Here is a 25,267-nt window from a genome sequence, read left to right as displayed (position 1 = left end):
GTTCAACCGCACCAACACCCGCCCGATCGCTCCGATTCATCCGCGCCGCAAGCTACCGCAAATCAATACATACCCCCTAAGGGTATCGTTCATCCAGCCCAAATCGCAAGCAGGCTTCGTGTTCCGATCACAACCGTGCTTGCTGTCGCACGGCGGCCACAGCGGCCTCTGGTTCGGGAACCTTGGCCCGGATCTCGATCCCCTTCACCACGGCGAAGATCGCGGGAATCACGATCAGCGTCAGCAGGGTCGACGAGATCATGCCGCCGATGACAGGCACCGCGATGCGCTGCATGATCTCGGAACCGGTGCCGGTGCTCCACATGATCGGCAACAGCCCGGCCATGATGGCGACCACCGTCATCATCTTCGGCCGCACCCGCTCGACCGCGCCTTCGATGATCGCGCGATTGAGATCGTCGCGATCGACTGGCCGTCCCTCGGCGGCGCGACGCGCCGTGATCTCGGCCAGCGCGTGGTTGAGGTAGATCAGCATCACGACGCCGGTCTCGGCGGCGACGCCGGCGAGCGCGATGAAGCCGACCGCGACGGCGACCGACAGGTTGAAGCCGAGCACCCACATCAGCCAGAACCCGCCGACCAGCGCGAACGGCAGCGACAGCATCACGATCATGGTCTCCGCCACCGAGCGGAAGTTGAGATAGAGCAACAGGAAGATGATCAGAAGCGTCACCGGCACCACGATCCTGAGCCGCGCCGTGGCGCGTTCGAGATATTCGTATTGCCCGCTCCAGACCAGATAGGTGCCGGGCGGAAACTGCACGCCGGCCTGCACCGCGCGCTGCGCATCCGCGACATAGCCGCCGAGATCGCGATCGCGGATGTCGACATAGATGTAGGTCGCGAGTTGCCCGTTCTCGGTCCGGATCAGGGTCGGCCCGCGCGCCGGTTTGATATCGGCGACCTCGCCGAGCGGCACCGCGCCGCCGGCCGGCATCGGCACCAGGATGTCGCTGGCGATCGCGGTGGGATTGTCGCGCAGGTCGCGCGGATAGCGCATGTTGACGGTGAAGCGCTGGCGTCCCTCGACCGTCGTGGTCACGCTCTGGCCGCCGAGCGCGGTCGCAATGGTGTCCTGCACGTCCTGCACCGCGATGCCGTAGCGCGCCAGCGCCTCGCGGTTCGGCGTGATCTCGAGATAGTAGCCGCCGAGGCTGCGCTCGGCATAGGCCGACGAGGTGCCGGGCACGCCCTTCACGACCTGCTCGACCTGGCGGGCGAGCTTGTCGATCACAGTGAGATCGGGACCGATCACCTTGACGCCGACGGGGGTGCGGATGCCAGTCGACAGCATGTCGATGCGCGCCTTGATCGGCATGGTCCAGGCATTGGAGACGCCGGGGAATTGCAGCGCCTTGTCCATCGCGGCGATCAGGCCGTCGAGCGTGAGGCCCTTGCGCCATTGCTCCTTCGGCTTGAGGTTGACGACGGTCTCGAACATCTCCGACGGCGCCGGATCGGTCGCAGTCGCCGCGCGGCCGGCCTTGCCGTAGACCGAGCCGACCTCCGGAAAGCTCCGGATGATCCGATCCTGCATCTGCAACAACTCCGCCGCCTTGGTCACCGAAATGCCCGGCAGCGTGGTCGGCATATAGAGCAGCGTGCCCTCGTTGAGGTCGGGCATGAACTCGGTGCCGAGTTGCCGCGCCGGCCAGACCGAGACGGCGATGGCACCGAGCGCGAGCAGGATCACCAAGCTCTTGGCCCGCAGCACGCCGTTGATGACGGGACGGTAGATCCAGATCAGGAAGCGGTTGATCGGATTCCTATGCTCGGGGATGATCCTGCCGCGGACGAAGATCACCATCAGCGCCGGCACCAGCGTCACCGACAGCAGCGCCGCCGCCGCCATCGCGAACGTCTTGGTGAAGGCGAGCGGCGCGAACAGCCGCCCCTCCTGCGATTCCAGCGTGAAGATCGGCATGAACGACACGGTGATGATCAGCAGGCTGAAGAACAGCGCCGGTCCGACTTCCGCCGCGGCCTCGATCAGGATCGCGACCCGCGACCGGCCCGGCTCGGCCCGCTCCAGATGCTTGTGCGCGTTCTCGATCATCACGATCGCCGCATCGATCATGGCGCCGATCGCGATCGCGATGCCGCCGAGGCTCATGATGTTGGAGCCGATGCCGAAAAACTTCATCGCGCCGAACGCCATCAGCACGCCGACCGGCAGCATCAGGATCGCGACTAGCGCGCTGCGGACATGCAGCAGGAATACGATGCAGACCAGCGCGACCACGACGCTCTCCTCGAGCAGTGTGCGCTTCAGCGTCTCGATCGCCGCATAGATCAAATTGGAGCGGTCATAGACCGGCACGATCTCGACCGATGTCGGCAGGCTGGTTGCGATCTCCTTGAAGCGCTTCTTGACGTTCTCGATCACGTCGAGCGCGTTGACGCCGAAGCGTTGCAGCACGATGCCGCTGGCGACCTCGCCCTCGCCGTTGAGCTCGGCGATGCCGCGCCGCTCGTCGGGGCCGAGCTCGACGCGCGCGACGTCGCGCAGCAGCACCGGCGTGCCGTTGTCGGCCTTCAGCACGATATTGCCGAGGTCGTTGATGTCCTTCAAATAGCCCTTGCCGCGGATGACATATTCGAACTCGGAGAGCTCGACGGTGCGGCCGCCGACATCGGCATTGCTGGCGCGGATCGCATCGCGCATCCGCTGCATGGTGATGCCGCGGTCGCGCATCCGCTGCGGATCGAGGATCACGTTGTACTGCTTGACGAAGCCGCCGACGCTCGCGACCTCGGCGACGCCTTCCGCCCTGGCCAGCGCGAATTTCAAATTCCAGTCCTGGATGGTGCGCGTATCGGCCAAATTGAGCTGCTTCGACATGACAGCATATTGGTAGACCCAGCCGACCCCGGTCGCGTCGGGACCGATGGTCGGCGACACACCGGCCGGCAGCCGCGCCGCGGCGCCGTTGAGGAATTCGAGCACGCGTGAGCGCGCCCAGTAGATATCGGTGCCGTCCTCGAAGATGACATAGACGAAAGAGACGCCGAAGAACGAGAAGCCGCGCACGACCTTCGACTTCGGCACCGTCAGCATCGCCGTGGTCAGGGGATAGGTGACCTGGTCCTCGATCACCTGCGGCGCCTGGCCGGGATATTCGGTGTAGACGATGACCTGGGTATCGGAGAGATCTGGGATCGCATCGAGCGGCAGATGCACCAGCGCATAGAGGCCGGCGGCCGCCGCAAAGCCAGTGCCGAACAGCACCAGCAGCAGATTGCGCGCCGACCAGGCGATAACGCGGGCGATCATGGCTTGCCTCCAGCCGTCATCCCGCCCTCGCTTGCCGCCTGCTTCGTGCCGGCTTCGGCAAAGCCCTTGATCGCCGCCTTCAAATTGCTTTCGGCATCGATCAGGAAGGTCGCCGACGTGACCACCGCGTCGCCCTCCGCGATCCCGTCGCGGATTTCGACATAGCCCTCGCCGCGCCGCCCGAGCTTGACTTCGCGCGGCTCGAAGCGGCCGTTGCCGCGGTCGAGCAGCACAGTCTGCCGGCTCCCGGTGTCGAGGATGGAGTTGTCGGCCACGGTGAGCACCGGCGCCGCACTGCCGGTGTCGATCTCGGCGTCGACATACATGTCCGGAAGCAGCGCGAGATCGGCATTCTGCAACTCGATCCGCACCCGCGCGGTGCGCGTCTCCTTGTTGACCAGCGGATAGATCACGCTGATCCGGCCGGTGTAGCTGCGGCCCGGATAGCTGCGCGCGCGGACTGTGACCTGCTGCCCGACCACGATGCTGCCGAGGTCGCGCTCGGCGACATCGACAAGCGCCCACACCACCGACACGTCGGCGATCCGGAACAGCACGTCGCCGGGCTGCGCCCGCATGCCCTCGACCGCCGCACGCTGCAACACGACGCCGTCGCGCGGCGACAGCCACTGGATCGCGAGCGGAACGGTGCGGTTCTTCTCCATCTCGGCGATGACAGGTTCGGGGACGTCGAGGTTGGTCAGCCGCTGCTTGGAGCCGCGCCCATAGGGCTCGACGCCGGCGGTCGCCTTCGAGCTGATGGTCGCGACATATTCGGCCGCGGCGGACGAGATCGCCGGGCTGTAGATCTCCATCAGCGGCTGGCCCTTCGCCACCCGACTGCCGGTGGTGACGTCGGCGACCTTCTGCACATAACTCTCGGCGCGCATCGCGATGACGGAGACGCGACGCTCGTCGAGCTGGATCGTGCCGGGCGCCCGGACCAGCGTGCGGATGCGGCGCATCTGCGCGGCTTCCGACGCGACGCCGGTGCGCTGGATCTTGCCCGGCGACAGCGTGATCGAACCATCGTCGCTGTCCTCGCCGTCGTAGGCGGGGATGTAGTCCATCCCCATGGAATCCTTCTTCGGCACCGGCGAGGTATCGGGAAGGCCCATCGGGTTACGGTAATATTTGACCTTGCGCTCGGCCTTCGCGGCCTTCACCTCCGCCGGCTGCGCAGGCTCACCGGCCTCGCTGTCGGCATCCGGATAGACCGGCAGATAGTCACGCCCGTCGGACGTCTGTTTTGGCGTCGCCGAATAAAACGGCTTGCCGTCGGGATCGCGGTAATAGCTCGGCGCGGCGCTCTCCGCCGCATGCGCGGCGGAGACGATGACAGCGGTCGCCGGCCGCGGCGGCAGGCCGTGGCCGACCCATGCGGCGCCTGCCGCTGCAACGATCGCAGCGGCAGCGCCGGACCAGATGAGGCGGCTCATTTCTCGGCCGTGACGACGAGCTTGTTCTCGACCGAGCCAGTCTCGCCCTGCACCTTGGCGCCGAGCGACAATTGCCAGCGGCCGGCCATGCCGAAGGTCGCCTTGAACCGGTAGGTGCCGGGCTCAGTGCCCGGCATCGGCGTCACCTTGGTGGCCATCTCCTGCATGCCGTCCGGCGCCATGTCGAGCCGGGTCGAGAAGATGACCGCGTCGGGCACGGCCTTCCCGGTGGTCTTGTCGACCAGCCGCACCGTCACGATGCGATCGGCGCCGGCCTTGACGGTCGGCTGCACGAGCTGGAATTCGTAGTTCTTGATCTCGGCGTGGGCAGGTGCGCCGGCCAGGGCAACGCCGATCAGCGCGGCCGCAGCGGCGCGCGCGAGCTGGAAAAACTTCATTGGTGTGATCCTCGATAGGTCTGATGAACCGCGTCGGCGGCATGCGACGCCACGCGCGCCATCGGCGCACGCGTCAGCGATCTGGCGCTTGCGCGCCCCTCAGACCAGGGTTCGAGGTGGATGATCGGGAGGCTTGGCGCCGAGATCGTCGAGCAAACGATCGTCACGCGCGGCGAACCGGCTCAGCTGCGGATCACGCTTGACCAGCGACGCCGTGCCGGCTGGCACAGGCAGCGGAACGCTCAGCATGCAGAGCGCGAGAAACGGACAATCTCCGCAGCCCTTGCTCCTGGTTTGGTCCGGACAGCACGGCATGTTGTCGGCCATTGCCGGCCCGGACATGTCATGATCTGACATGGCATGATCGGCCGGCATCGCGGCGGCCGAGGCATCCGGCATCATCCGGGCAAACGCTGGCGCCACGGGCGCGAGCAACAGCCCGGCCGCGACTAGCAACAGAATCCAGAGATTGGCGAGCCGCCTCAGATGCATGCCCGCTTGTCGCACGGATCAGCGGAACCTGCAAATCCGTGCGACTTCACGATCGCGCCACTGCTGCGCCTCAGGCCTGCTTCAACACCGCCGGATCGACCGGCATCTTGCGCAGCCGCTTGCCGGTGGCTGCGAAGATCGCGTTGCTGATGGCGGGCACGATGCCCGATGTCCCGGTCTCGCCCATGCCGCCGGGCGGCTCGGTGCTCGGCACGATATGGACCTCGATGGCCGGGGCCTGATCGATGCGCAGCATCTGGTAGCTGTCGAAATTGCTCTGCTCGACGCGACCGTCCTTCAGCGTGATGTCGCCATAGAGCGCGGCGGTGACGCCGAAATTGATGCCGCTCTGCAGCTGCGCCTGCACCGTGTCGGGATTGACCACGGTGCCGCAGTCCATCGCGCAGACGACGCGGTGGACGCGGACCGAGCCGTCCTTGGCCACCTCGACCTCGGCAACCTGCGCGAGGTAGCTGCCGAACACGAATTGCAGCGACACCCCGCGTCCCCGGCCGGCCGGCAGCGCGCCGCCCCAGCCGGCCTTGGCCGCCGCCAGTTCGAGTGCTGCCCTGGCGCGCGGCGACTTGCCGAGCAACGCCTTGCGGTAGTCGACCGGATCCTGCTTGGCCGCCGCCGCCATTTCGTCGATCACGCTCTCGGTGACGAACACGTTGTGCGACGGCCCGACGCTGCGCCAGAACGCAGTCGGAATGCCGGGTGGTTCGACCCGGACATATTCGACGTGGAAGTTCGGGATGTCGTAGACGAGATCGATCGCGCCTTCCGTCGTGTCGGGATCGAGACCGTTGCGGAACGCCGGCGGCGCCCAGCGCGCCAGCACGGACGAGCCGGCAAAGCGATTGTTCCACGCGACCGGCTTGCCGGATGCATCGAGCCCGACCGAAATCCGGTCACACCAGTACGGCCGGTACATGTCGTGCTGAATGTCCTCCTCGCGGGTCCACACCAGCTTGACCGGCGCATCGACCTGCTTGGCGACCTGCACGGCGCGAATGACGCCATCGACCTCGAGCCTGCGGCCAAAGCCGCCGCCCAGCAAATGATTGTGCACCACCACCTTCTCCGGCGGCAGGTCCAGCATCTTCGCGGCCACCGCCTGCACCCGCGAAAGCGCCTGGTTGCCGACCCAGATCTCGCACCCATCGGCACGAACATGCACGGTGCAGTTCATCGGCTCCATCGTGGCATGGGCGAGGAACGGCAGCTGATAGGTGGCCTCGACCTTGGTCGCGGCAGCTGCCATCGCCTTGTCGGCATCGCCGATATTTTGCGCGACCGCGCCCGGCTTCGTGGTGGCGGCTTCGAGCTCGCGCGCGATATCCGCCGTGGCGAGCCTGGCGTGGGGTCCCTCGTCCCACTCGACCGTGAGCGCCGCTAGACCTTTCTTCGCCGCGCCCATGTGATCGGCCACCACGGCGACTGCGTCATCGAGCTTCACGATCTGGCGCACGCCGTTGACGGCTTTTGCCGCCGCGTCGTCCACGCGCTTCACCCGTCCGCCGAACACCGGCGACTGTGCCAGCGTCGCGATCTTCACGCCGGGTGGACGCGCGTCGATGCCGTAGACCGCCGTGCCGTTGATCTTCGAGGGCGTATCGAGCCGCTTGGCCGGCGTGCCGATCAGCCTGAACTCGGCCGGGCGCTTCAGCGTCACGTTCTCCGGCACCGGCATCTGCGCCGCATCGGCCGCGAGCTCGCCATAACTCAACTTGCGTCCCGAGGCCGCGTGATGCACCTCGCCGTTCTCGGCGCGGCAGGAGGCGGGCTCGACGTTCCAGCGCTTCGCCGCGGCTGCGACCAGCATCGCCTTCGCGGTGGCGCCGGCTTTCCGCATCGGCTGCCAGGCGCCGCGCATCGCGTTGGAGTTGCCGGTAGCCTGCACGCCGAGCAACGGGTTGGCGTAGAGCTTGTCGCTCGGCGGCGCGTGCTCGAGCTGCACCTGCGTCAGTCCGATCTCGAGCTCCTCGGCGATCAGCATCGGGATCGAGGTGTAGGTGCCCTGCCCCATCTCGACATAGGGCATGGTCAACACGACCTTGCCGTCGCCGCCGATCCGAATGAAGGCGTTCGGCGCGAAGCCGTCGGCGGCCGCGGCCTCGCTCTCACGGCCCGCGAACGGCAGGCTCACGCTGAGCAGCAGGCCGCCGCCGGCGATCGCGCCGGCGCGAAGGAAGTTGCGCCGCGACAGGTCGGTGGCGCGCTCTGACAAATTGTCCATCAGCGTCATGGCTCAACCTCCCGACTGCGCGGCCTGCTTGATGGCTTCGCGAATGCGCACATAGGTGCCGCAGCGGCAGATGTTGCCCGACATCGCATCGTCGATATCCGCATCGGTCGGCTTCGGCTTGCCGGCCAGCAAGGCCGCCGCCGACATGATCTGCCCTGACTGGCAGTAGCCGCATTGCGGCACCTCATGCGCGAGCCATGCGTCCTGGATCTTCCTGCCGGCCGGCGTGCCGCCGACCGCCTCGATGGTCGTGATCTTGGAGTCGCCGATGCTGTCGATCGTCGTGATGCAGGAGCGCACCGCGGCGTCATCGAGATGCACCGTGCAGGCACCGCACAGCGCCATGCCGCAGCCGAACTTGGTGCCGGTCATGCCGAGCACGTCGCGCAGCACCCACAGCAGCGGCGTGTCGCCGTCGGCATCGACCTGATGACTGGTCCCGTTGATCGTGATCTGGAAAGGCATCCTGACACTCCTGTCCTGGTTCGAGCCCTCGCGCGGGATCGCGTCCCTCGGGGCGAATTCGGCGGTATTTCGAAGCAGTCGAATGCATCATCGCGCCGATTGCTCACTTATGGTAATAAATAGAAATCTTATGCCTCATAAGCGGCGCTTTGGTCCACAATGAAATAACCATTGGTTTATAATCATGGATCGACTGACCAGCATGTCCGTGTTCGCCCGCGTCGCGGATCTCGGCTCCTTCACCGCGGCTGCCAAGGAATTGCGGATGTCGCCGACCATGATCGGCAAGCATATCCGTTTTCTCGAGGACCGGCTCGGTTCGCAATTGATCAACCGGTCGACGCGACGACAGGGCCTCACCGAGCTCGGCCGCAGCTATCTCGATCATTGCAAGCAGCTGCTGGAGCAGGCCGAGGCCGGCGATGCGCTGGTCGAGGAGGCTCTGAGCGCGCCGCGCGGCAAGCTGCGCGTGGCGACCTCGGTCGCCTTCGGATCGTACAGCCTGGCGCCCGCGCTGGTCCGCTTCATGAAGCGATATCCGGAAGTGTCGGTCGACCTCATCCTCAGCGACAGGATGGTCGACCTGCTCGAGGAAGGGCTCGATGCCGCGATCCGCGTCGGCACGCTGACCGACTCCAGCATGATGTCGCGCTCGCTGTCGCCCTACACGGCCGTGGTGTGCGCCGCGCCCGGCTATCTCGCCGAACGCGGCACGCCGATCCATCCGGCTGACCTCGCGCACCATGAATGCCTGCGTTATCCCGGGTGGTCCGACGGGCAGCGATGGAGCTTCCTCGGGCCGCAAGGCGAAGTGCATGTCGATGTCACGAGCCGCCTGTTCATCAACAGCGCGTTCGGCATCCGCTACGCGGCGCTCGCCGGCGCCGGCATCGTGCTGATGCGCGACGAGCTGCTGGCCGACGACATCGCCGCGGGCCGGCTCCAGGTGCTGCTGCCGAACTACACGACACAGGCCCGCGCGCGCCAGATCCTGTGGCCGAAGCACCGCAAGATGACGCCAAAGCTGCGGGCACTGATCGACTTCATCGTGGAGACCTATGGCTAATCATGTCGCGAGAACGCGAAGCTGTCCTCGTCTTCAGCTGTCATCGCCCGGCTCGCCGCCTCCGCTGAAGCTTCGGCGAGCCCAAGACCGCAAGCCCGTCGAAGCCTTGGCGAAGACGGGACCGGGCGATCCAGTACGCCGCGGCCCCTCGGCTCAAGCACGACCTTTCGCGGGTGATGACACCGGCGGTGGTGGCCATGCAATCGAGAACCATCCTCGCTAACTCGCCAGACCCCTCTCACCGCATCAGCGCCTCGACCTCCTTGCGGAATGCCTGGCGGGAGCCGTCGCGGGAGTAGAACATGTGGCCTCCGGGATAGACCACGAGCCGGGTGCGGCTCGGACCCGCGAAGGCGGGCAATTGATCGAGGATGATCTTCGAGGCGAAGTATGGCGTTGCGAGATCGAACAGGCCGTGGCCGATCAAGAGTTTCAGCTTCGGATCTAGCGCCAGCATCTGGCGCAGCTGCGTCACCGACTCCGCCGGATTGATGCCATGGCCGAACTCCCATGCCTTGTTCACGCTTTCGCTGAGCAGCTGATAGGAGCCGTCCGGCCGCCAGTTCAGTTTGCGCGTGGTGAGGTCGACCGCGGCGCTGGTCAGCGGCGCCATCAGGGGATCGCCGGAGGGGTCGTTGAAATGGAAGTAGCTCGAATCCGGATAGGGATCGAAACCCTCGACCGAGGCGTCGTAGCGACCGGTCACCTTGCCGTTCTTGCGATCGAACTCGCGGCGGAATTCGCCGATGTCGAACCGGCCGGCGAGCCGGCGGCTCACCGCCTGATCGATCCCGGTCAAGCTTGCGACCTTGTCGGCGAGCCGCGTGGTGGCCTCGGTGTCGGCCTGCCCCTTGATGAGATCGAGCAGGAAATCGCCTTGCGCATAGCGTTCGACGTCGGCGAGATCCTCGCGCGTCACCGGTCCATTGGCCTGGCGTGCGACCGCCGTCATGGTCGGCAGGCTCGCGACATATTGCAGGATGCTCGATCCGGTGTATTCGCGGAAATCCAGCACCGGCGAGATCAACACCAGGCCGCGCGGGCCGACGCCCTGCTGCATTTGCAGATTGCGCACCACCTTGGGCCCGCGAATGCCGCCATAGCTCTCGCCGGTGACATATTTCGGCGAGGTCAGCCGGTCGTATTTCTCCAGCCAGCGGCGGATCACCAGCGCGACCGAATTGGCATCGCCATCGACGCTGAAGAAACGCTTGCGCGCCTCCTCGGACGTGGTGACGAAGCGGCTGTAGCCGGTGCCGACCGGATCGATGAAGACGAGATCGGTGAAATCGAGCCAGGTGTCGGCATTGGGTTGCAGATCGGGCGAGGCCGAGGACACCGCGCCATCGCCATCGAACGACAGCCGCCACGGCCCGACATTGCCGAATTGCAGCCAGGCCGACGCGGAGCCCGGACCGCCGTTGAACAGGAACGTCACCGGGCGGTTCGCCTTGTCGGCGCCGTCGAGCTGGTAGGAGGTGTAGGCGATGTCGGCGAGCGGTTCGCCCTTGTCGTCGAACACGCGGATCGAGCCCGCGGTCGCGCTGAAGGTCAGCGTACGACCAGGCAGCGCCACCGATTGCTTCGTGGTGGAATCCGGCGGCAGGCGGTGTTGCTCGGCGGTCGATGCGTTGGCCGGCGCGTTGGCGCCAGCCCCCGTCTCGCCGCGCCCGGCCCGCCCCTTCTGGCCGCCTGGGTTCTGGCTGCTCGGGTTCTGACCGTTTGGCATCTGCACACTCGGCGACGGCGATGGCTGCGGGGCCTCGTCCTCGGCCCTCACAGCGGTTGCGAGGCAGGCCACCAACAACGCCGCGGCGAGCCGTGTCGCAAAACTGTTAGCCATGCTGTTCACTCCCTGGGCCGGCGTTTACGCATTCCACCCTTAAACTGCGGTAGCTTGGCGACACCGGTATGGCATGTGGTTCGTTCCCGGACCATCTCGACAAGGTCGCCGGGGATGTATAGACGAGCGCGGCGTATTCCGGGCCAAACGAGTTCGTGAGCGATGGCTAGCCCCAAGCGGTATGACAAGATCGCCTTTGTCGCCAGTGCGAGCGCGGAAGCGCAGACCGCGCTGGTTGAGCTGACCGCAATGTACGGCAACCATCTCCCGGCCGATGCCGATGTCGTGGTTGCGCTCGGCGGCGACGGCTTGATGCTGCAGACGCTGCACGCCAACATGCGCAGCAACAAGCCGATCTACGGCATGCATCGCGGCACCGTCGGCTTCCTGATGAACGAATATTCGACGCATGATCTGCGCACCCGGCTTGCCGCCGCGCGGGAGTCGCTGATCAATCCGCTTCTGATGCGCGCGACCGACATCCACGGCGCCGTGCATCTGCATCACGCCATCAACGAGGTGGCGCTGTTCCGGCAGACCTACCAGGTCGCCAAGCTGCGCATCCTGATCGACGAGCACGAGCGGATGCCCGAGCTGATGGCCGACGGCATCCTGGTGGCGACGCCGGCCGGATCGACCGCCTACAACCTCTCGGCCCAGGGCCCGATCCTGCCGATCAATGCGGCGCTCCTGGCGATGACCCCGATCAGCGCGTTCCGGCCGCGGCGTTGGCGCGGCGCGCTGCTGCCGAACTCCGCCTTCGTGGTGATCGAGGTGATCGAGGGCGAGAAGCGCCCGGTCGCCGCGGTCGCCGACCATGACGAGGTGCGCGACGTCCGCCGGGTCGAGATCCTCTCCGACAAGACGATCGCGATGCGGATGCTGTTCGATCCCGGCCACTCGCTGGAAGAGCGCATCCTGCGCGAGCAGTTCGGCTACTGACGGTGCCGCGCGCCGCTCCTGCTCCCTTGCGGCAACCAATCATTAACTCCGGGCGGGATATGGTTAACGTCGGGTAATACCGCGTTTGGCCCGGTATGCCCCTTCGGGACCGGACCATGTATCGCATTGATTTCAACAAGCTGCGGTTCTTGATTTGCGACGACAATCCGCACATGCGCCGCATCCTGCGGACGCTCCTGCATTCGTTCGGCGCGCGCGAAGTCTATGAGGCCGAGGACGGCGCCACCGCGCTCGAGATGTACACGCACTATGTGCCCGACATCGTGATCACCGACTGGTCGATGCCGATCTTCGACGGGCTCGAGCTCGCGCAGATGATCCGGCAGCCGGAATCCAAGGGCAATCCCTACGCGCCGATCATCATGCTGACCGGCCATTCCGAGAAGCGCCGCGTCACCGTGGCGCGCGATGCCGGCGTCACCGAATTCCTGGCCAAGCCGATCTCGGCCAAGGGCCTCTACCAGCGCATCATGAACGTGGTCGCCAATCCGCGCCCGTTCATCAAGACCAAGACCTATTTCGGCCCCGACCGCCGCCGCAACACCACCAACACTTACATTGGCCCCGAGCGCCGCGGCAGCGGCGAGGTCGAGGTGCTGCAACAGCCGTCGCTGCTCGAAAAGGCGCGCTCGTCTATTTAGGATATCGCCATGGCGAAAGACAAACCTGGGACGATGGAGGTCAAGAGCTTCGGCACGCACCACGTGATCACGCAGCCGAACCCGCTGCGCAAGATGCTGCTGCGCGTCCCCGAAAGCGATCTCGACGATCCCGTGGGCCGCGCCGAAAAGGCGCTCGCCGGGCTGTCGGGCGAGTTCAAGGAATGGATGACGATCGAGGCCGACCGCCTCTCCGCCGCCCATGCCACCGTGCTGCGCGAGGGCTTCAACGACAAGACCCGCGAGGAACTGTTCCGCGCCGCGCACGACATCAAGGGCGATGCCGCGACGTTCGGCTATCCCTCCGCTGCGGCGGCGGCCGAGAGCCTGTGCCGCATCATCGAGCACGCGCCGGATCTTTCCGCGGTGCCGTCTCAATTGATTGCCCATCACATCAACGCCGTGCAGGCGATCGTGCGCAACCGCACCAAGCTCGACACTGCTGTTGTCGCCGGCGTGCTGAGCAAGCAGCTCCGCGGCATCGCCGATGAATTCCTGACCCACGCCAACCGCGACCGGCCCGAGCATCTCGAGGCCATCCTCGCGCCGAGCATCGTGCCCGGCGAATAGCGCTGCTGCCGGCTGCCCGCGTTACGGCAGCCTCTCAAACATCTATCATTTGCTGGAAACGCGGCCCTCTCAGGCCGCGATGAGATCGTCGTCGTGGGGCAGCACTGCGATCGCGTCTTCGGCGGCGAGCTCCTCGCAGAACATCCGCGCGTCCTCGCGAGCCGATTCCGTCGCGAAGCGGCGCAGCAGGATCAACAGCGGCTCGGCCGCCGAATGATCGGTCTCGCAACGGGTCAGCACGCGCTCGACCATGCGGCGATGCAGTCGCGCCGCGCCGTCGCCGCTGTCGACATAGCCGACCTCATGGCTGGCCTCGAGTGCGACGCGGAACGCGGCGTAAGTGGATTCCGGCAGGCCGGCGCGGCGCAGCAGCGCCTGCAAGCCGTTGCCGCCGCGGTCGTTCAGCAGCGCGGAGACGCGGCCATAGGGCAGCCCGGACAGTTCGGCGAGCGCAGCTCCGAACAGATCGAGATTGCCGGAGAGCAGCGCGCGCAGGATCAGCCCGGCGGTGAGTTGACCGGTGGCGCGCAGATGCGTGATCAGATTCTGCATGTCGTCGCCGAAGGCGCGCGCGGCGATGTTCACCGTCGAGCGCTCCTTGGCCTCGCCGGCAATGCGGTCGGCGCGATCGGCGCCGAGCCAGTTTCGCGCCACGACGAATTGCGCCAGCGTATCGGAGAGCTTTGCGACCAGCGCCAGCCGCGTCGCGGACGGCAGGTCTTCCAGCGCCAGCATCGATTCCCTGATGGCCGCGAGATGGCCGTGGCGTTCGACGATGCGGTCCCAGGAGAACGGCGCCAGGCCCGCATGGGGATTCTCGATCAGCTCGAGCGCGGCCGCGGCCGAACCGACCTCGGCGATCGCCGCTGCAACCGAGGCCGGCAGATTGATCCGGCGCGCGATCGCGCATTGCATCTCGTCGGAGCCAGTCGCGACGATGTCGACCAGGTCGGCATCGATCAGGAGCGGCGAATGCTCCAGCACCGGCAGCGCGATCGCCGGCTGATCGGCCGACAGCGCCTGCACGATCGCGGCCGGCGCCTCCGTGCTGTGGGCGAACACCTCGGCCATCGCCTGGCGCACCAGCGGCGACGGGTCGTCGAGCAGCATCAGCAGCGCGCCTTCGGCCGCGATGCGGTCGTCCTCGGTGAGATCTGAAATGAGCCAGGCCCGGGCCAACGCCCGCGTCGCCTCTGCCCGCTCGCCTGCCGGAGCGGTCCTAATCCAACTAATGAACTGCCGAACGATCATGGTCCTGCCGGCTTACGCAACGAAACGGCATCGACATACGACGCCACTACAAGGAAAAATAAACCATGACGCTTAACAAAGGGTTCACCATAAACGTTTGGGATTATTGACGTTTCGTTAAGACGGCTCGCCCCCGGGGCTCGGCGCCAACGGTAGGACGTTTGCACAATTTCGGAATAATGGAAGTGTGGCGCTGATTTGCCCGACATGTCAAGTCGTCATTCGGCCGACGACGACCCGCGCCGGCTCCTTTGCATGGGGTTGTTCTTCGGTATTTTGGAATCGGTTGATAGCGGGGCTGATCCGATCAGCTAACTGCTGCTGTAGCTGCCGCTGGGATCGCTGAACAGATCGAGCCGCCCGGGCGCGCGGACCTTTGGCGTCGCCGACGCCGTCAGCGAGCCGGAATTGCCCCACAGTTCCTGCACCGCGGGCGAGATCGGCTCCGAGCGGTCGCCGACCTGGTAGAGCGAGCGGAAGGCCGGCGCCGACTGCGTCGATGCGGAAGTCGCGCCCGCACCGGTCGGCGTGACCGTTCGGGCACTCGGGAAGCTCGAGAGGAACGACGCGGTGTCGGTGGCCGGCGCCTGTGTCGGCGCCGCGCTTGCGATCGCGTACGGGCTCATGGTATCGCCGCCGCCCGCCGCGGCGTAGGCGGTGCGGGTGTCGGTCGAATTCGCCGCCGCGGCGTAGCGCGTGGTCAGCACCGAATAGACCTGGCTGACGCTGCGCGCGCTGCCCGACTTGTCGTAGAAGATCGACTGGTTCGCCGCCGCCGCCTTCGGGAACATCGTCGCCGCATTGGCGCTCGGGCTGTCCTCGGCGCTCGAGATCAGCTTGCCGGCACCGCCGACGCCCATGAAATGCGCCATGTACAGCTCGGCATCGGTCGGACGACGGCCGAGCGTGCCGGTGAGCTTGAAGCTGTTGGATTGCGTCAGCACCGCCGCCATCGACGACGCCGCATCCGGATCGTCGCGCAGCTTCATCACCGCGCTCCGTGCGGAGGGATCGCTGACCGAATAACTGCCGTCGGAATTCCTGGTGATGGCGTCGGCATATTGGCCGTAGCCGAGCTGGCTCCCGGCTTCCTTGACGGTGCCGAGCCAGGTCTGGTCGATGAACTGATAAAGCCCATGCGCCGACGAGGTGGTGGCGCCGGCCCGCGGATTGAAATTGGATTCCATCTTCGCGGTGGTGAGCAGGTATTCGAAGCTCGTGCCGGTGGTCGCGGCCGCCTGCTTGATCGAGCTCGCGACCTTCAGGCGCGACGGATCGACACCTGCCGAAGCCGTCGCAATGGAGAGGTCGACCGCCATCTGTCCGGGTGCCTTGCCGGGTGCCGGCAATCGGCACCCACATCCCGTTAACCTGCCGTAATTATGGTTAACGCGGCGTTAAGAACGGCTATCCCGAGCAAGTCGGCGGCCGCTGTTACGTCCGATAGACCTGCGCCGGATCGAACAGCCGATCGGCATCGACAAAGGACAGGCTGATCTCGCCGCCCTCGCCCTTCACCGCGCGATAGAAGCAGGAGCGCCGTCCGGTGTGGCAGGCGGCGCCGATCTGCTCGACCTTGATCCACACCGCATCCTGATCGCAATCCATCCGGATCTCGACCACGCGCTGTGTCTGGCCCGAGCTTTCGCCCTTGCGCCACAGCGCATTGCGCGAACGGCTGAAGTACCAGCCTTCGCCGGTCGCGATGGTCTTGCGCAGGGCTTCGTCGTTCATGTGCGCGACCATCAGCACCTCGCCGGTCGCGGCATCGGTCGCGACGCAGGTCACAAGACCGGTCGCGTCGAATTTGGGCTGGAACGCCAGCCCCTCTTCGCGATCGTGATCGTGGGTCGATGCGGACACGGAGAACCTCGCTCAGGACAGTGCGAGGTTACCGGTTCGGTCCTCGCACCAGGGACAGGAAACGCTGCTGCTCCGCTGGATTGTCGCGAAACATGCCGGTGAACCGGCTGGTGAAGGTCGACGCGCCATGCTTGGCGACTCCGCGCACCGACATGCAGGTATGCTCCGCCTCGATCAGCACCGCAACGCCGCGCGGCTTCAGCACCTCGTCGATCACCGCGGCAATCTGCGCGGTGAGATGCTCCTGGGTCTGCAGACGACGCGCGAAGATGTCGGTCAGCCGCGCCAGCTTGGACAAGCCCACGACGCGCTCCACCGGCGTATAGGCGATATGCGCCTTGCCATAGAACGGCATCATGTGATGTTCGCATTGCGAGGTGAACTCGATGTCGCGCACCAGCACGAAATCGTCGTAGCCGGCGGTCTCGCCGAAGGTGCGGTTGAGCACCTCGGCCGGGCACTGATGGTAGCCCTGATAGAGCTCGTCATAGGCCTCGACGACGCGGCGGGGCGTGTCGAGCAGGCCCTCGCGGCCGGTGTTCTCGCCGATATAGGCGAGCAGCGTCTTGACGGCGTCCTCGGCTTCCGCCCGCGACGGGCGCGGCTGGTCGGCACGGACGGCCGCCGCCATGAATTCTGAAGGGTCGAGCTCGCTGGACTTAACGTCAGATGTCTTGGCGTCAGCCGGCTTGTTGGGGCGAATCGGTTTGATCAAGGCGTCCATGTCTTCTCCGTTCGACCGGCCCTGGCATCTGCCGCAGGTCCGGATGTGTCACCGGGCAGACGGGGCGGATCATTGAACCCGCCGGGCGCCTGAGTCCCATTCTTGTCGCACCATCGTGGCGTATGTGGGCCGCGGTGGTTGCATGGCCGGGCTATGTTTCCGGCGCTGCCGTCCATATATAGGACGGTGAAACCCAGCCGCCAAGAGCGCCCGGCTCGGCCGGAACCAGGCTTCTGTCCCCATGCTGAACGACATTTACAACAAGCGGATCATCGAGTTGGCCGGCAATATTCCGCGCCTCGGACGGCTCGCCGACCCCGACGCCAGCGCCACCGCGCACTCGAAATTGTGCGGTTCGACCGTCAAGGTCGACCTCAAGATGGACGGTCCAGTGGTGACCGACTTCGCCCATGACGTGAAGGCCTGCGCGCTCGGCCAGGCCTCCTCCTCGATCATGGCGAGCCACGTGGTGGGGCTCCACCGCCGACGAGTTGCGCGACTTGCGCGAGACCGTTCGCAAGATGCTGAAGGAAAATGGCCAGCCCCCGCAGGGCGGCAAATGGGCCGACATCGCGCTGCTCGAGCCGGTACGCGACTACAAGGCTCGTCATGCCTCGACGCTGTTGACCTTCGATGCTGTGGTCGACGCGATCGGCCAGATCGAGGCCAAGGCAAAGCAGCCGGCGTAAGCCCGTCGCCAGACTGAATTTACTGAGACGGCTGGGCCGGCGCCGGCGCTGCGGTGCCGCCGGTCCGCGCGACGGCCTCCGCGGTCTTGGTCGCCTTTGCGGTCTGCGGCAACGCCTCACCCTCCATCGCGCTGCTCACGAAGCGATCGTTGTTCTTCGGCTTCGCTTCGGCAACGGGGGTTGCATTGTCCTGCCGCGGCAGCACGTCGGCAACCGCATCCGTGGTGACGAGATTGGTCAGCCGCAATTCGGCCGCCGACAATTCGTGCAGGTCTTCCCATGGCGGTACGCTGAGCGCGAGCGACAGCAGCTCGCCGGCTCCGCCCATGTCGAAGGTGTATTTGGCAAGGCGCCCGATATCGCGCTCGACGATCATCAGGTCCTGTGCGGTGTAGCTTGCGGCCTTGGCGTCGTCGGCGCGGTCGCCCATCCAGATCTGATGCACGCGGACATGGGCAGCCGGTGGCACGTAGCGGGTCTTGCCGGACAACAGCAGGAACACGCACATCGACTCGCAATAGGCATCCGGCAGCACGCTGGCGCGGTCGCCCTGCGCGGCCTGATTGACGACGCTGGTGCCGACGGTGGTCAGCGCACCGAGACCGCGGAAGCGGCGGCCGAGCGCGATCGCGTCGTTGACCGAGCCGCCGCTGGAGTCGAGCACGATGGTGGCGCCGTTGAGCTGGCGGCTGCGCGCGAACTCGTCGAAGTCCTTGGGGCTGTCGGCGGTGATGATACCGACCGCCGATACCCAGCCCCGGCAATTCGGCTGGCACGCGACCCAGCTGAACTTCATCGGCAGCTTGCGCTCTTCGAGGGTGGAGCTCGCCCGTGCGGAACTTCCCGCCGTCGTGACGGCGCCTGATACTGCGAAGCAAAGAGCTACGGCGCCGGTGAGCGCCCAACTGCGCAACGAGAGCGACTTAACGAGCCTCAATTTGGTTCCTTCCCCCGAGCCCTGGTGATGCGAGCGGTGGCAATGGCCCCATGGCACTGCGCCACGATTCCGTCATCGGCGCGTTATGGGAACGGTAGCGCTGCTGACCTGGACCGTCCATAGGCCCCTTGCTGCAGCGCCATTTGCGCTGTGCAATAATCACGAACTGTGGCGTAAATATCTGCAATTGAACAGTTCCTTCGCTTGGAACCCCCGCAAGATTACGTACATACTTGCGTATGCCGTCGACAGATCATTCAACTTCCCCCCATCCGCGAAGCATGGACTGTGCCACTAGCGCGCGCCGCTTGCCGCGCAATTTCGGCCGCGCCCTGATCTGGATTTACCGGCACACACTGTCGCCGCTGATCGGCTACAACTGCCGGCATCTGCCGACCTGCTCGGTCTATGCCGACGAGGCGATCGAGCGCTTCGGATTGTGGGGCGGCGGATGGATGACGCTGGCGCGGCTGCTGCGCTGCCAGCCGTGGGGCACGTCGGGGATCGATAACGTACCGGCGGCCAAGCCACCGGGCGCGCACTGGTATCTGCCCTGGCGCTACGGCCGCTGGCGTGGCGTCAACGACGCCTGATCGATTGCTGCGGCGCTTCCAAGCGCAGGGCGCATTGCTGGTCCGGCGGAACTGTGGCGATACCTTGCACATTGTTGCTCTGCCCTCGGGGTCCCCTTTGGGGAGGAAACAACAATGCGCTGGAAAATCAGCCACAATGGTCATGATCCTCGGCAGATCGATTTGCTGGCGGTGCTAGCCCTGCTCGTCTTGATCGTCGGTGCCTACGGCTACTTCACCCACAATTCGAGCAAGCCGAGCACGACTGCATTCATCGTGCCGAGCCAGAGCGTGAAGTGGTGAGGCACATGCTCACTCGGCCGCGGCAGTGCGCACCGCGCGCGGCCGTGTGATGACCACCACCACCAGGGCCGCCGCAACGAAGGCCGTGGCCACGTAGCCCGCCCCATACAGCCATTCGCGCGCGAACAGCAATCCGCCGATCGCAGATCCGATAGCCTGGCCGATATACAGCACCGAGGTATTGAGCGAGACCGATGCCGAGGCGAGCGACGGAGCGGCACCGACCAAGCGCACCTGCTGCATCGAATTGGTCGACGCGAAGCCGAGCCCCCACACCGCAACCGAGGCCGCCATCAGTGCATAGGCGCCGGCGCTCAGCGCCCAGCCGGCGACGCCGGCGAGCAGCATCGCGGTGAACAGCACCGACGTCTTCCATGCGCCCCAGGAATCCACGATGCGGGTTGCGATCGCGATGCCGACGAAGCCGAAGATGCCGTAGAGCGCGAACACGATGCTGATGGCGTCCGCATTGGCGCCGGTCAGCTTGGCGAGCAGCGGCCCCATGAAGGTGAACACCACGAACTGGCCGGACATCTGCAACGTCGTCACCGACAGCAGCAGGATGACGGTCGGATTGCGACCGAGCTCGGCCCAGGTCCGCAAGTCGACTGGCGCGCCTTGCAACTTGCCGGGCAGCCGCCACCACAGCAGCAGCGAGCTCACGAGCCCGGTCAATGCGATCGCGCCATAGGTCGTGCGAAAGCCGTAACGGCTGGCGATGAAGGTGATCAACGGCAGCCCGATCGCAGCCGCAAGCGACCAGCCGAGGAAGATGTAGGCGATCGTGCTGCCGCGCTTCTCCACCGGCACGATCAGCGCCGCAGTGCCGGCCGCCTGCGGCGTGTAGAGCACGCCGACCGCGAGCATGACCAGGCGAATGATCAGGAGACTATTGTAATCAGGCGCGAAGGCCGATGCCGCATTGGTCAGCATCAGCACCAAGAGCGTCGCCGTCAGCAACGCGCGCCGTTCGAGCCGGCTGGTCAGCCACGCGGTCACCGGCGAGCCCACGCACAGCACGATGGCGCCGAAGGTGATCAGAAGACCCGCGGTGTGGATCGTGACGCCGAGCCCGTCCGACAACTCCGCCAGCATGCCTGCCGGCGCCAGCACCGAGCAGCCGGTGACGATGTTGCCGAGCATCAATGCGGTGGGAGCGAAGCGTTTCACGCCGCGGTGTTAGCAGACTCCGAGATCAATGCAACTGCATCTAAATGCATGGCACGTGATCACTTGGCGCCTCTTGCGCCTATGGCGAGGGCGACGCGACCGGCGCCGCATTGACGCTCGGCGACACAACAACCGGCGGAAACGGGCCGGCAGGCTTCGGGCGGACGACCGCCGCCGGACACGACGCCAGCAGTTGCGTCCATCCTTGCTCCAGCCCGGTGGTGTCGATATCAAATTTCGCGAAGCTCGGCTGCGGGTCGGACTTGGTATCGGACTTAGCGTCCGACTTGCCGTCCGACTTGGCATCCGACACCAGCGTACTTTCGCCGACCTGCAGATGCGGGGCCGCCAGCATCGCCTTGACGGCGTCCGAGGATACCGAATCGCTCCACACCTCATATTTGCCAAACCGCGCCGGCACTCTGCCGAATGCCACGGTCTTGGCGGCGCCGGCCATCATCACCACCGTGCTCTTGCCCGCAGTGCCCTCGTCGAACTCGCGCACGAACATCAACCGCCCGCGATCCCCGTTCTCGCAGAACAGCCGCCACTCCATCATGCGGAATGCGCTGCCGTCGCCCTTCTTCTCCTGCGCGATCTTGCGGACATAGGGCCGCGCTTCCTTCTCCACCGCCCAGAGCGTTTCCGGCAGCGGCCGCGTATCGATGCCAAATCGATAGAGCTCCGGCCGCGTCAGCACGTGCAGGTTCTCGAACTTCACGCTCCGGATCAGTTCGCTGAGCTCATGACTGATTCCCATCGCAGCCAGGAACTGGTCGCGATCGCGATCGGCGCTCACCATCTCGCGCCGCCTGAAGTCCGCGACGACCTGCGCAGATGGATGCCCGTGGACGACGAACATCAGCTTGGAATTGTGGACGCCGACCACCGAATCTGGCGCCACCTCGCGGTTGGTCGCACCCAGGAACAGATAGGCGCAGGCTGACACGCACATCGCGTTGCGCGTGGTGAGTTCGGCCTCGACCTCGCCCTTCGCAGCCTTGATCTTCAGGCAGGCGGCATCGACCTGCGTGCCCTTGGAGCAGGCCGGCACGGTGGTCCGGCCGATCCGGGCGATCGCCTTGTGTGCGCGCAGAAACCGCGCGATCCCATAGGACTGCTCGACGTTTCCGCCCGGCGAATGCAGATAGATCGGAAGCTGCCTGTCCTTGATGGGAAAAAGGAAGCTGCGAATCCGCTGCGCGGCTTCCCGATCGATCTCGCCTTCGATCGCGATCCAGCGATCGCAACCGGCGCCGCAAGCATTCGGCGGTCCCTTGGCGAGATAGACGGTCAGCTTCTTCGCAAATCCGGCCTTCTCGACCGGGGTGTCTTCCGCCCGCAAGGTCCCCGGGATCAGAAGCAACGCCACGAAAAACAGGAGACGGGAAAACATGAACCTTGCGGATCGCGCGATGGCGGAAAATGGACGCCGGACGTTAGACGATGATCGGCAGCGTCGCAACGCTCGCCGGCCCCGGATGCAGGCGAGCCTGCCTCGATTCCGCGCGGCCGGCGGCCCATTTTCTTGATATTGCCGGATTGCAGGCGTCAAATCCCCTGCTATACCGCTGCTTTCCGCTTACCTGCGCTCGTTCGCAGGAGTGAGCTACAGGAGACATCATGGCCGATACGCCACCCAAATCCGAATCCGGATTCCAATACAGCCTCTCTAACCTCAAGCCCGCAGAACCTGTGAACAAGATCGCCCTCACCTTCCCTGATGGAGCGAGGCGCGATTTCCCGAAAGGGACCACCGGCCTCGACATCGCCAAGGGCATTTCGCCCTCGCTCGCCAAGCGCACCGTCGCGATGGCGCTCGACGGCACGCTCGCCGACCTCAACGACCCGATCGAAGCCGACGCCAAAATCGAACTGATCGGCCGCGAAGACCCGCGCGCGCTGGAACTGATCCGGCACGATGCCGCGCATGTGCTGGCGGAGGCCGTGCAGTCGCTGTGGCCGGGCACCCAGGTCACGATCGGTCCGGTGATCGAGAACGGCTTCTACTACGACTTCTACCGCAACGAGCCGTTCACTCCGGAAGATTTCGCCGCGATCGAGAAGCGGATGCGCGAGATCATCGCACGCGACAAGCCCTTTACGAAAGAGGTTTGGGATCGCGAAAAAACAAAACAGGTGTTCCGCGACAAGGGCGAGGCCTTCAAGGTCGAGCTGGTCGACGCGATTCCCGGCAACGAGCCGATCAAGATCTACTTCCAGGGAGACTGGTTCGATCTCTGCCGCGGGCCGCACATGACCTCGACCGGCAAGGTCGGCAACGCCTTCAAGCTGATGAAGGTGGCCGGCGCCTACTGGCGCGGCGATTCCAACAATCCGATGCTGACCCGCATCTACGGCACGGCGTTCGCCAAGCAGGAAGACCTCGACGCCTATCTCAGGCAGATCGAGGAGGCCGAGAAGCGCGACCACCGCAAGCTCGGCCGCGAGCTCGACCTGTTCCACTTCCAGGAGGAAGGCCCCGGCGTGGTGTTCTGGCATCCGAAGGGCTGGACCATCTTCCAGCAGCTGATCGCCTATATGCGGCGCCGGCTGCTCGGCGACTACAACGAGGTCAACGCCCCGCAGATCCTCGACAAGGTGCTGTGGGAGACCTCGGGCCACTGGGACTGGTACCGCGAGAACATGTTCGCGGCGCAATCCGCCGGCGACGAGGCCGAGGACAAGCGCTGGTTCGCGCTGAAACCGATGAACTGCCCGGGCCATGTCCAGATCTTCAAGCACGGGCTGAAAAGCTACCGCGATCTGCCGCTGCGGCTCGCCGAGTTCGGCGTCGTGCATCGCTACGAGCCGTCGGGCGCGATGCACGGTCTGATGCGGGTGCGCGGCTTCACCCAGGACGACGCCCATGTGTTCTGCACCGAACAGCAGCTCGCCGAGGAGTGTCTCAAGATCAACGATCTGATCCTGTCGACCTACGCCGATTTCGGCTTCGATGGCGAGCTCACGGTCAAGCTCTCGACGCGTCCGGAGAAGCGGGTCGGCACCGACGAGATGTGGGATCACGCCGAGCGAGTGATGGCCACCGTGCTGTCGGAGATCAAGGCCAAGGGCAGCAACCGGATCCGGACCGAGATCAATCCCGGCGAAGGCGCGTTCTACGGGCCGAAGTTCGAATATGTGCTGCGCGACGCGATCGGCCGCGACTGGCAGTGCGGCACCACCCAGGTCGACTTCAACCTGCCGGAGCGGTTCGGCGCGTTCTACATCGATCACGACGGCTCGAAGAAGGCACCGGTCATGGTGCATCGCGCGATTTGCGGCTCGATGGAGCGCTTCATCGGCATCCTGATCGAGCACTATGCCGGCAACTTCCCGCTCTGGCTGGCGCCGACGCAGGTCGTGGTCACGACCATCACCTCCGAAGGCGACGAGTACGCCAAGGTGGTGGCGGCGGCGGCGCGCCGCGCGGGCTTGCGGGTCGAGATCGACCTGCGCAACGAGAAGATCAACTACAAGGTCCGCGAGCATTCGCTGGCCAAGATCCCGGCCCTGCTCGTCGTCGGCAAGAAGGAAGCCGAGACCCATTCGGTCTCGGTCCGCCGCCTCGGCAGCGAGCGCCAGACCGTGATGCCGACCAGTGAGGCGATCGCCGCGCTGGTGGATGAAGCGACGCCGCCGGACGTGAAGCAGGCGCGATCCGCCGCCTGATCTTCATAATCGGTCTAAACTGGCTTTCGCAGGCTTGGTCGTGCCCCCATCTTGGGGGCACGACTCCCCTTGAAGGACATTTCCGTGCCCGATGCCATTGAACTCCTGAAGACACGCCGCTCGATGAAACCGCGCGAGATGACCGGCCCGGGCCCGTCCGCGGCCGAGCTCGAAACCATCCTGACGATCGGCGCGCGCGTGCCCGATCACGGCAAGCTCGCCCCCTGGCGCTTCATCGTGTTCGAGGGCGATGCCCGCGCACGCGCCGGCGACGTGATCGCAAGAGTCTTCGCCCGCAAGAACCCGGGCGCGCCGGCCTCCGATATCGAGGTCGAGAAGAAACGGCTGACCGACGCGCCGCTGGTGATCGGCGTGGTCTCCTTCACCAAGCCGCACCCCAAGGTGCCGCCGTGGGAGCAGGAATTGTCGGCCGGTGCGAGCGCGATGAACATCGTCACCGCAGCCACCGCGCTCGGCTACGGCGCCTGCTGGCTGACCGGCTGGTTCGCCTTCGACCGCGACGTGCTCGACGGCCTCGGCCTCAAGCCGGACGAGAAGCTCGCCGGGCTGATCCACATCGGCCGGCCGACCAAGCCGAGCGAGGACCGCCCGCGCCCGGCGCTGTCGGATATCGTGACGCGGTTTTAG

General features: G+C 65.7%; 22 protein-coding genes and 1 pseudogene. 9 read left to right on the top strand and 14 right to left on the bottom strand.

Annotation, left to right across the window (positions count from 1 at the left end; translation table 11 throughout):
* Window positions 1–127: 127 nt before the first annotated feature.
* The 6 genes from ACVW17_RS23295 to ACVW17_RS23270 form a co-directional block, all read right to left on the bottom strand.
* Window positions 128–3,295 carry an efflux RND transporter permease subunit gene (locus ACVW17_RS23295; protein WP_456754085.1) on the bottom strand — a complete coding sequence of 1,056 codons (3,168 nt, stop codon included), beginning with the start codon at window positions 3,293–3,295 and terminating at the stop codon, window positions 128–130.
* Window positions 3,292–4,734, bottom strand: a complete 1,443-nt coding sequence (locus ACVW17_RS23290) for an efflux RND transporter periplasmic adaptor subunit (protein ID WP_456754084.1) — start codon at window positions 4,732–4,734, stop codon at window positions 3,292–3,294. The genes ACVW17_RS23295 and ACVW17_RS23290 overlap by 4 nt, the downstream gene beginning before the upstream one ends.
* On the bottom strand, window positions 4,731–5,132 hold the full coding sequence (locus ACVW17_RS23285; protein ID WP_456754083.1) for a FixH family protein: 402 nt from the start codon (window positions 5,130–5,132) through the stop codon (window positions 4,731–4,733). The genes ACVW17_RS23290 and ACVW17_RS23285 overlap by 4 nt, the downstream gene beginning before the upstream one ends.
* 99 nt (window positions 5,133–5,231) lie before the next feature.
* Window positions 5,232–5,624, bottom strand: coding sequence for a hypothetical protein (locus ACVW17_RS23280; RefSeq protein ID WP_456754082.1), 393 nt, complete (start codon window positions 5,622–5,624; stop codon window positions 5,232–5,234).
* A gap of 70 nt (window positions 5,625–5,694) precedes the next feature.
* On the bottom strand, window positions 5,695–7,872 hold the full coding sequence (locus tag ACVW17_RS23275) for a molybdopterin cofactor-binding domain-containing protein (protein WP_456754081.1): 2,178 nt from the start codon (window positions 7,870–7,872) through the stop codon (window positions 5,695–5,697).
* 3 nt (window positions 7,873–7,875) lie between these two features.
* Window positions 7,876–8,337 (bottom strand): (2Fe-2S)-binding protein, encoded by a 462-nt coding sequence (locus ACVW17_RS23270; RefSeq protein WP_456754080.1) that lies wholly within the window; start codon window positions 8,335–8,337, stop codon window positions 7,876–7,878.
* A gap of 184 nt (window positions 8,338–8,521) precedes the next feature.
* Here ACVW17_RS23270 and ACVW17_RS23265 point away from each other — a divergent pair, with 184 nt between their 5' ends.
* Window positions 8,522–9,403 (top strand): LysR substrate-binding domain-containing protein, encoded by an 882-nt coding sequence (locus ACVW17_RS23265; RefSeq protein ID WP_456754079.1) that lies wholly within the window; start codon window positions 8,522–8,524, stop codon window positions 9,401–9,403.
* A 238-nt stretch (window positions 9,404–9,641) separates the two neighbouring features.
* Here the strand turns inward: ACVW17_RS23265 and ACVW17_RS23260 are convergent, their stop codons facing one another.
* Complete coding sequence (locus tag ACVW17_RS23260; RefSeq protein ID WP_456754078.1) at window positions 9,642–11,246, bottom strand: S10 family peptidase; 1,605 nt, start codon at window positions 11,244–11,246, stop codon at window positions 9,642–9,644.
* 162 nt (window positions 11,247–11,408) lie between these two features.
* Here ACVW17_RS23260 and ACVW17_RS23255 point away from each other — a divergent pair, with 162 nt between their 5' ends.
* The 3 genes from ACVW17_RS23255 (at window position 11,409) to ACVW17_RS23245 (ending at window position 13,438) form a co-directional block, all read left to right on the top strand.
* On the top strand, window positions 11,409–12,188 hold the full coding sequence (locus tag ACVW17_RS23255; protein WP_456754077.1) for an NAD kinase: 780 nt from the start codon (window positions 11,409–11,411) through the stop codon (window positions 12,186–12,188).
* A gap of 116 nt (window positions 12,189–12,304) precedes the next feature.
* Window positions 12,305–12,850, top strand: coding sequence for a response regulator (locus ACVW17_RS23250; protein ID WP_279709728.1), 546 nt, complete (start codon window positions 12,305–12,307; stop codon window positions 12,848–12,850).
* Between the two features lie 9 nt (window positions 12,851–12,859).
* A complete protein-coding gene (locus ACVW17_RS23245) occupies window positions 12,860–13,438 on the top strand; it encodes an Hpt domain-containing protein (RefSeq protein WP_456797916.1) in 579 nt (192 codons plus the stop codon).
* Window positions 13,439–13,507: 69 nt separating this feature from the next.
* Here the strand turns inward: ACVW17_RS23245 and ACVW17_RS23240 are convergent, their stop codons facing one another.
* From ACVW17_RS23240 to folE, 4 genes are all read right to left on the bottom strand, one after another.
* Complete coding sequence (locus tag ACVW17_RS23240; protein WP_456754075.1) at window positions 13,508–14,689, bottom strand: DUF2336 domain-containing protein; 1,182 nt, start codon at window positions 14,687–14,689, stop codon at window positions 13,508–13,510.
* Window positions 14,690–15,000: 311 nt separating this feature from the next.
* Complete coding sequence (locus tag ACVW17_RS23235) at window positions 15,001–16,008, bottom strand: transglycosylase SLT domain-containing protein (RefSeq protein ID WP_456756510.1); 1,008 nt, start codon at window positions 16,006–16,008, stop codon at window positions 15,001–15,003.
* Window positions 16,009–16,123: 115 nt separating this feature from the next.
* The gene (gene hisI, locus ACVW17_RS23230) at window positions 16,124–16,552 is read right to left on the bottom strand and encodes a phosphoribosyl-AMP cyclohydrolase (RefSeq protein ID WP_456754074.1); all 429 of its coding nucleotides are present in this window, start codon (window positions 16,550–16,552) and stop codon (window positions 16,124–16,126) included.
* A gap of 28 nt (window positions 16,553–16,580) precedes the next feature.
* Complete coding sequence (folE, locus tag ACVW17_RS23225) at window positions 16,581–17,276, bottom strand: GTP cyclohydrolase I FolE (RefSeq protein WP_456754073.1); 696 nt, start codon at window positions 17,274–17,276, stop codon at window positions 16,581–16,583.
* Between the two features lie 241 nt (window positions 17,277–17,517).
* Here folE and ACVW17_RS23220 point away from each other — a divergent pair.
* Window positions 17,518–17,965 (top strand): annotated as a pseudogene (locus ACVW17_RS23220) (iron-sulfur cluster assembly scaffold protein).
* Between the two features lie 19 nt (window positions 17,966–17,984).
* On the opposite strand, the gene ACVW17_RS23215 reads toward ACVW17_RS23220, so the two are convergent.
* The gene (locus ACVW17_RS23215; RefSeq protein WP_456754072.1) at window positions 17,985–18,902 is read right to left on the bottom strand and encodes a hypothetical protein; all 918 of its coding nucleotides are present in this window, start codon (window positions 18,900–18,902) and stop codon (window positions 17,985–17,987) included.
* Window positions 18,903–19,183: 281 nt separating this feature from the next.
* Between ACVW17_RS23215 and yidD the strand changes: the two genes are divergently transcribed.
* Window positions 19,184–19,495, top strand: coding sequence for a membrane protein insertion efficiency factor YidD (yidD, locus tag ACVW17_RS23210; protein WP_456754071.1), 312 nt, complete (start codon window positions 19,184–19,186; stop codon window positions 19,493–19,495).
* A gap of 114 nt (window positions 19,496–19,609) precedes the next feature.
* On the top strand, window positions 19,610–19,777 hold the full coding sequence (locus tag ACVW17_RS23205) for a hypothetical protein (RefSeq protein ID WP_456754070.1): 168 nt from the start codon (window positions 19,610–19,612) through the stop codon (window positions 19,775–19,777).
* A gap of 9 nt (window positions 19,778–19,786) precedes the next feature.
* On the opposite strand, the gene ACVW17_RS23200 is transcribed toward ACVW17_RS23205, so the two are convergent.
* The gene (locus ACVW17_RS23200; RefSeq protein WP_456756509.1) at window positions 19,787–20,920 is read right to left on the bottom strand and encodes an MFS transporter; all 1,134 of its coding nucleotides are present in this window, start codon (window positions 20,918–20,920) and stop codon (window positions 19,787–19,789) included.
* Between the two features lie 106 nt (window positions 20,921–21,026).
* Entirely contained in the window at window positions 21,027–22,343 is a 1,317-nt protein-coding gene (locus tag ACVW17_RS23195) for a hypothetical protein (protein ID WP_456754069.1), read from the bottom strand.
* 227 nt (window positions 22,344–22,570) lie between these two features.
* Here ACVW17_RS23195 and thrS point away from each other — a divergent pair, with 227 nt between their 5' ends.
* Together thrS and ACVW17_RS23185 are read left to right on the top strand one after the other, a co-directional pair.
* A complete protein-coding gene (thrS, locus tag ACVW17_RS23190; RefSeq protein WP_456754068.1) occupies window positions 22,571–24,619 on the top strand; it encodes a threonine--tRNA ligase in 2,049 nt (682 codons plus the stop codon).
* Between the two features lie 84 nt (window positions 24,620–24,703).
* Window positions 24,704–25,267: a nitroreductase family protein gene (locus tag ACVW17_RS23185; RefSeq protein ID WP_456754067.1), complete on the top strand. Its 564-nt coding sequence runs from the start codon at window positions 24,704–24,706 to the stop codon at window positions 25,265–25,267.

This window comes from Bradyrhizobium sp. USDA 4473 (assembly GCF_054063335.1).
The sequence above is the reverse complement of the archived record's forward strand: the minus strand, read 5'-3'. Positions and strand labels throughout refer to the sequence as shown.

Coding starts and splice junctions, on each gene's coding strand:
- ACVW17_RS23295 (WP_456754085.1), bottom strand. CDS start 3,295: ATGATCGCCCGCGTTATCGCCTGGTCGGCGCGCAATCTGCTGCTGGTG.
- ACVW17_RS23290 (WP_456754084.1), bottom strand. CDS start 4,734: ATGAGCCGCCTCATCTGGTCCGGCGCTGCCGCTGCGATCGTTGCAGCG.
- ACVW17_RS23285 (WP_456754083.1), bottom strand. CDS start 5,132: ATGAAGTTTTTCCAGCTCGCGCGCGCCGCTGCGGCCGCGCTGATCGGC.
- ACVW17_RS23280 (WP_456754082.1), bottom strand. CDS start 5,624: ATGCATCTGAGGCGGCTCGCCAATCTCTGGATTCTGTTGCTAGTCGCG.
- ACVW17_RS23275 (WP_456754081.1), bottom strand. CDS start 7,872: ATGACGCTGATGGACAATTTGTCAGAGCGCGCCACCGACCTGTCGCGG.
- ACVW17_RS23270 (WP_456754080.1), bottom strand. CDS start 8,337: ATGCCTTTCCAGATCACGATCAACGGGACCAGTCATCAGGTCGATGCC.
- ACVW17_RS23265 (WP_456754079.1), top strand. CDS start 8,522: ATGGATCGACTGACCAGCATGTCCGTGTTCGCCCGCGTCGCGGATCTC.
- ACVW17_RS23260 (WP_456754078.1), bottom strand. CDS start 11,246: ATGGCTAACAGTTTTGCGACACGGCTCGCCGCGGCGTTGTTGGTGGCC.
- ACVW17_RS23255 (WP_456754077.1), top strand. CDS start 11,409: ATGGCTAGCCCCAAGCGGTATGACAAGATCGCCTTTGTCGCCAGTGCG.
- ACVW17_RS23250 (WP_279709728.1), top strand. CDS start 12,305: ATGTATCGCATTGATTTCAACAAGCTGCGGTTCTTGATTTGCGACGAC.
- ACVW17_RS23245 (WP_456797916.1), top strand. CDS start 12,860: ATGGCGAAAGACAAACCTGGGACGATGGAGGTCAAGAGCTTCGGCACG.
- ACVW17_RS23240 (WP_456754075.1), bottom strand. CDS start 14,689: ATGATCGTTCGGCAGTTCATTAGTTGGATTAGGACCGCTCCGGCAGGC.
- ACVW17_RS23235 (WP_456756510.1), bottom strand. CDS start 16,008: ATGGCGGTCGACCTCTCCATTGCGACGGCTTCGGCAGGTGTCGATCCG.
- folE (WP_456754073.1), bottom strand. CDS start 17,276: ATGGACGCCTTGATCAAACCGATTCGCCCCAACAAGCCGGCTGACGCC.
- yidD (WP_456754071.1), top strand. CDS start 19,184: ATGGACTGTGCCACTAGCGCGCGCCGCTTGCCGCGCAATTTCGGCCGC.
- ACVW17_RS23205 (WP_456754070.1), top strand. CDS start 19,610: ATGCGCTGGAAAATCAGCCACAATGGTCATGATCCTCGGCAGATCGAT.
- ACVW17_RS23200 (WP_456756509.1), bottom strand. CDS start 20,920: ATGCTCGGCAACATCGTCACCGGCTGCTCGGTGCTGGCGCCGGCAGGC.
- ACVW17_RS23195 (WP_456754069.1), bottom strand. CDS start 22,343: ATGTTTTCCCGTCTCCTGTTTTTCGTGGCGTTGCTTCTGATCCCGGGG.
- thrS (WP_456754068.1), top strand. CDS start 22,571: ATGGCCGATACGCCACCCAAATCCGAATCCGGATTCCAATACAGCCTC.